The 3,670-nt window shown below is 61.4% G+C and carries 5 protein-coding genes; all 5 read left to right on the top strand.

Translation table 11 applies throughout. From position 1 onward, the window contains the following. Positions 1 to 323, top strand: a 323-nt coding sequence (fdx, locus tag JHD64_RS20860; protein WP_199055508.1) for an ISC system 2Fe-2S type ferredoxin, incomplete at its 5' end; no start/stop codon positions are given. Between the two features lie 61 nt (positions 324 to 384). Next, on the top strand, positions 385 to 579 hold the full coding sequence (gene iscX, locus JHD64_RS20855; RefSeq protein ID WP_059286355.1) for a Fe-S cluster assembly protein IscX: 195 nt from the start codon (positions 385 to 387) through the stop codon (positions 577 to 579). Positions 580 to 826: 247 nt separating this feature from the next. Then, positions 827 to 1,471, top strand: a complete 645-nt coding sequence (locus tag JHD64_RS20850) for a glutathione S-transferase family protein (protein WP_199055499.1) — start codon at positions 827 to 829, stop codon at positions 1,469 to 1,471. 86 nt (positions 1,472 to 1,557) lie between these two features. After that, complete coding sequence (gene udk, locus JHD64_RS20845) at positions 1,558 to 2,175, top strand: uridine kinase (RefSeq protein WP_059286353.1); 618 nt, start codon at positions 1,558 to 1,560, stop codon at positions 2,173 to 2,175. A gap of 482 nt (positions 2,176 to 2,657) precedes the next feature. Further along, on the top strand, positions 2,658 to 3,670 hold a 1,013-nt coding region (locus tag JHD64_RS20840), incomplete at its 3' end, for an alanine racemase (protein ID WP_199055497.1).

The following is a 3,670-nucleotide window of genomic DNA, read 5'->3' as shown; positions in this document are numbered from 1 at the left end:
TGCCCCACGCCGACCTCTGCCCCGAAGGCGCAGTGATCGACAACGCCGAAACCGGCAAAAACATCTGCGAGGTGTTGCTGGAACACGATATTGAAATCGAACATGCCTGCGAGCTGTCCTGTGCCTGCACCACCTGTCACTGCATCGTACGCGAAGGCTTTGATTCGCTGAATGAAGCGGACGAGCTGGAAGAAGACATGCTGGACAAGGCCTGGGGGCTGGAAGCGCAGTCCCGCCTGTCCTGCCAGGCGGTGATCGGCGAGGAAGACCTGGTAGTGGAAATTCCGCGCTACACCATCAATCACGCGCGCGAACACCATTAAGACTGCTTCATCCGCCCGTTCGCCGGGCTGGATGCGCTAGCGCACAAGCTAGGAGAACAAGATGAAATGGACCGACGTTAACGACATCGCCATCGAACTGGTCGAGGCCCATCCCGACATCGACCCCAAGACCGTGCGTTTTGTCGACCTGCACAACTGGGTGGTTGCCCTGCCGGACTTCGACGACGATCACAGCCGTGGCGGCGAGCGGGTGCTGGAAGCCATCCAGCAAGCCTGGATAGACGAAGCCGAATAAAAGCCCCGCCCCCCTTGCGCCGCCTTGCCCTACTGCGGCGGCTGACTGCGGTGACGCTGTTTGCCCGGTCTGTCTGGTGGCAGCAAGCATCATCCCCGCCATGTCGACGCCCTGCCCTGCAGGGCGTTGTGCTTTCCGCTGCTTAAAAAACGGGCGATGCTGGCCGGAGCCGACAGGCTGTTATAAGATTGTTCACAATCTTTGCTACTCTCGCCAGCACCCGCTGCGCGGTCTCGGAGCCTGCCCCATGTTTACCCTGATCATCGGCAACAAGAATCTGTCTTCCTGGTCGCTGCGCCCCTGGCTGGTGCTGAAAATGCTGAACGAGCCTTTCGAGGAAAAGCATATCGACCTGACGGCCAGCGACTGCAAGGCACGCATCCTCGTCTGCAACCCGGCCGGCAAGGTGCCGCTGCTGATCGACCAGCAGCTGCGCATCGGTGACAGCCTGGCCATCTGCGAATATCTGGCCGAATGTTTTCCCGCTGCCGGGCTGTGGCCGGATGATGCCGCCACCCGCGCCATCGCCCGTGCCGTAGTGGCAGAAATGCACGCCGGCTTTGCCGCCCTGCGCAGCGCATTGCCGATGAATGTCTGTGGCGACTTCCCGGCCAGCACACCGGGCGCAGCGGCCCAGGCCGACATTGCCCGCATCACCAGCCTGTGGGAAAACCTGCGCCAGCAACACCAGGGCAACGGTCCCTTCCTGTTTGGCCAGTTCAGCATTGCCGACGCCTTTTTCGCACCGGTGGTATGGCGTTTCCGCAGCTACCATGTGCCCCTGCACGGCCATGCCGCCGCCTACGCCGCCCACATGCAGCAGCTACCCGCCATGCAGGAATGGCTGGCCGCGGCGCAGCAGGAAGAACAGGCGTCCGCCTCCGGCAAATAAATACCGCAATCCTGATGGAACAACGCGCCATAACTCATTAAAATGGCGCGTTTTTTTATGCGTTATTGCGTCAAGAGGCTTACAGCATGACTACCCCGTTCATTATCGGCGTTGCCGGCGGCAGCGGCAGCGGCAAGACCACGGTCACCGCCAAGGTGCTGGAAACCGTCGGTCCCGGCATGGCGGCCGTCATCGTGCAGGACTATTACTACCGCGATCAGGCCCACCTGACCTTCGAACAGCGCCTCGCCACCAATTACGACCACCCGCATGCCTTCGACTGGCCCTTGCTGATCGAACAGATCGAAGAGTTGCTGGCCGGCCGCCCCATCGACATGCCGGTCTACGACTTCACCCACCATACCCGCGCCAGCGACACCATCCGCGTCAACCCCGCACCGGTCATCGTCATCGAAGGGCTGTTTCCGCTGTACGATGCCGCGCTGCGCGACATGATGTCGCTGAAGATCTTCGTCGACACCGATCCGGATGTACGCTTCATTCGCCGCCTGCAGCGCGACATCCGCGAGCGCGGGCGCAGTGCCGACCATGTGATCGAACACTACCTGGCTACCGTGCGCCCCATGCACAACCAGTTCATCGAGCCGACCAAACGCTTTGCCGATGTGATACTGCCCCACGGCGCCAACGATCCGGCGGTGGACATCATCACCACCAAGGTCGCCAGCCTGATCAGTCACTGAAACAAGCCCGCCTTCAGGCGGGCTGCCAGCCCAGCCCGCCGCCATGCCTGCCCCCTCCCGACCGGGCCCTGCCGGTCCGCACCTGCCCATCTGCTGCGTCATTTCCGCGGCGGATGCCGGCAACAGCCCGGCTGCCCGCAGCCGTCCGCCCCAGCCACGACCGTTGTTCGCCAGACCTTGACAGCAAAATAGCCTCGCCTTTCCGCTGACTTAGCGCTTACCCCCGCCACGCCTGGCCCTTTCCCCCCGACGCAAGCAGCTGCCACACCTGCCGTGAAGGGCGGCACGGTACATCCTTTAGGTCAGATGCCAGCCGAACCGACTTGCCGGAAAGTCAGCCGGATCGTGTCGCAATAATGCCGCACTTAACCTGACCTAAAGACAGGGGTTTCCTGGCTTAGCTGAAATAAATTTTCAAAATTAATGAATGTTTTTACATTTTTTGATAATTTTTTTCAAAATAATCATATGAGGAGATGGCCATGGCGCAACAGGAACACGCAGCACACATGCTGAACCGGGCGACCAAGGGACTGGGTGCCAGCCCCGCTTCCTGCACTCTGCAACAGGTAGCCCAACTGGGCTGGAACATCCTGCGCGAGGATGTCAGCTTGCCGGTGGCACTACTGCGGCAAAGCCGTATCGAACACAATCTGCAATGGATGCAGCAATTCATGCAGCGTTACGGCGTGGAACTGGCGCCGCACGGCAAAACCACCATGAGCCCCCAGCTGTTCCACATGCAGCTGGCGCATGGCGCCTGGGGCATCACCCTGGCCACCGCCCCGCAGGTGCAGGCAGCCTATCAGCATGGCATCCGCCGCTTCCTGCTGGCCAACCAGCTGGTGGGCAAGGCCAATATGGCCATCATCGCGCGCCTGCAACAGGCAGACCCCGACTTCAGCTTCTGCTGCATTGTCGACTCCGCTGCCAATGTCGATGCGCTAGGGCAGTTCTTTGCCCAGAACGGGCAAACTTTGCGCATCCTGCTGGAATACGGCGTGGAAGGCGGCCGTACCGGGGTGCGCACACCGCAGCAGGAAAATGAAGTGCTGGCTGCCATTGCCCGCTGGCCACAATCGCTCAGCCTGATCGGTGTGGAAATCTACGAAGGCGTGCTGCAGCAGGAAGAGGATATCCGCGCCTTCCTGCGCAAGGTGGTGGCACGCACCCGCGAGCATGCAGCCCGCAAGCTGTTCCGCGAAGAGAAGATCCTGCTCAGCGGTGCCGGCTCGGCCTGGTACGACGTGGTGGCCGACGAGTTCTCCGGCCTTGATCTGGGCCAGCCCCTGCAGGTGTTGCTACGCCCCGGCTGTTATCTCACCCACGATGTCGGCATCTATCTGCATGCCGAACAACGCATCCAGAGCCATAACCCGGTGGCCCGTGAAATGGGCCGCACCCTGCAGCCGGCACTGCAATTGTGGGCCTATGTGCAATCGATTCCGGAAAGCGGCCGCGCCATCATCGGCCTGGGCAAGCGTGATGCCGCCTT

This window comes from Aquitalea sp. ASV15 (genome assembly GCF_016429115.1).
Taxonomy (GTDB): domain Bacteria; phylum Pseudomonadota; class Gammaproteobacteria; order Burkholderiales; family Chromobacteriaceae; genus Aquitalea; species Aquitalea magnusonii.
Note: the sequence above shows the minus strand (reverse complement) of the source record. Positions and strands in the feature narration are given on the sequence as shown.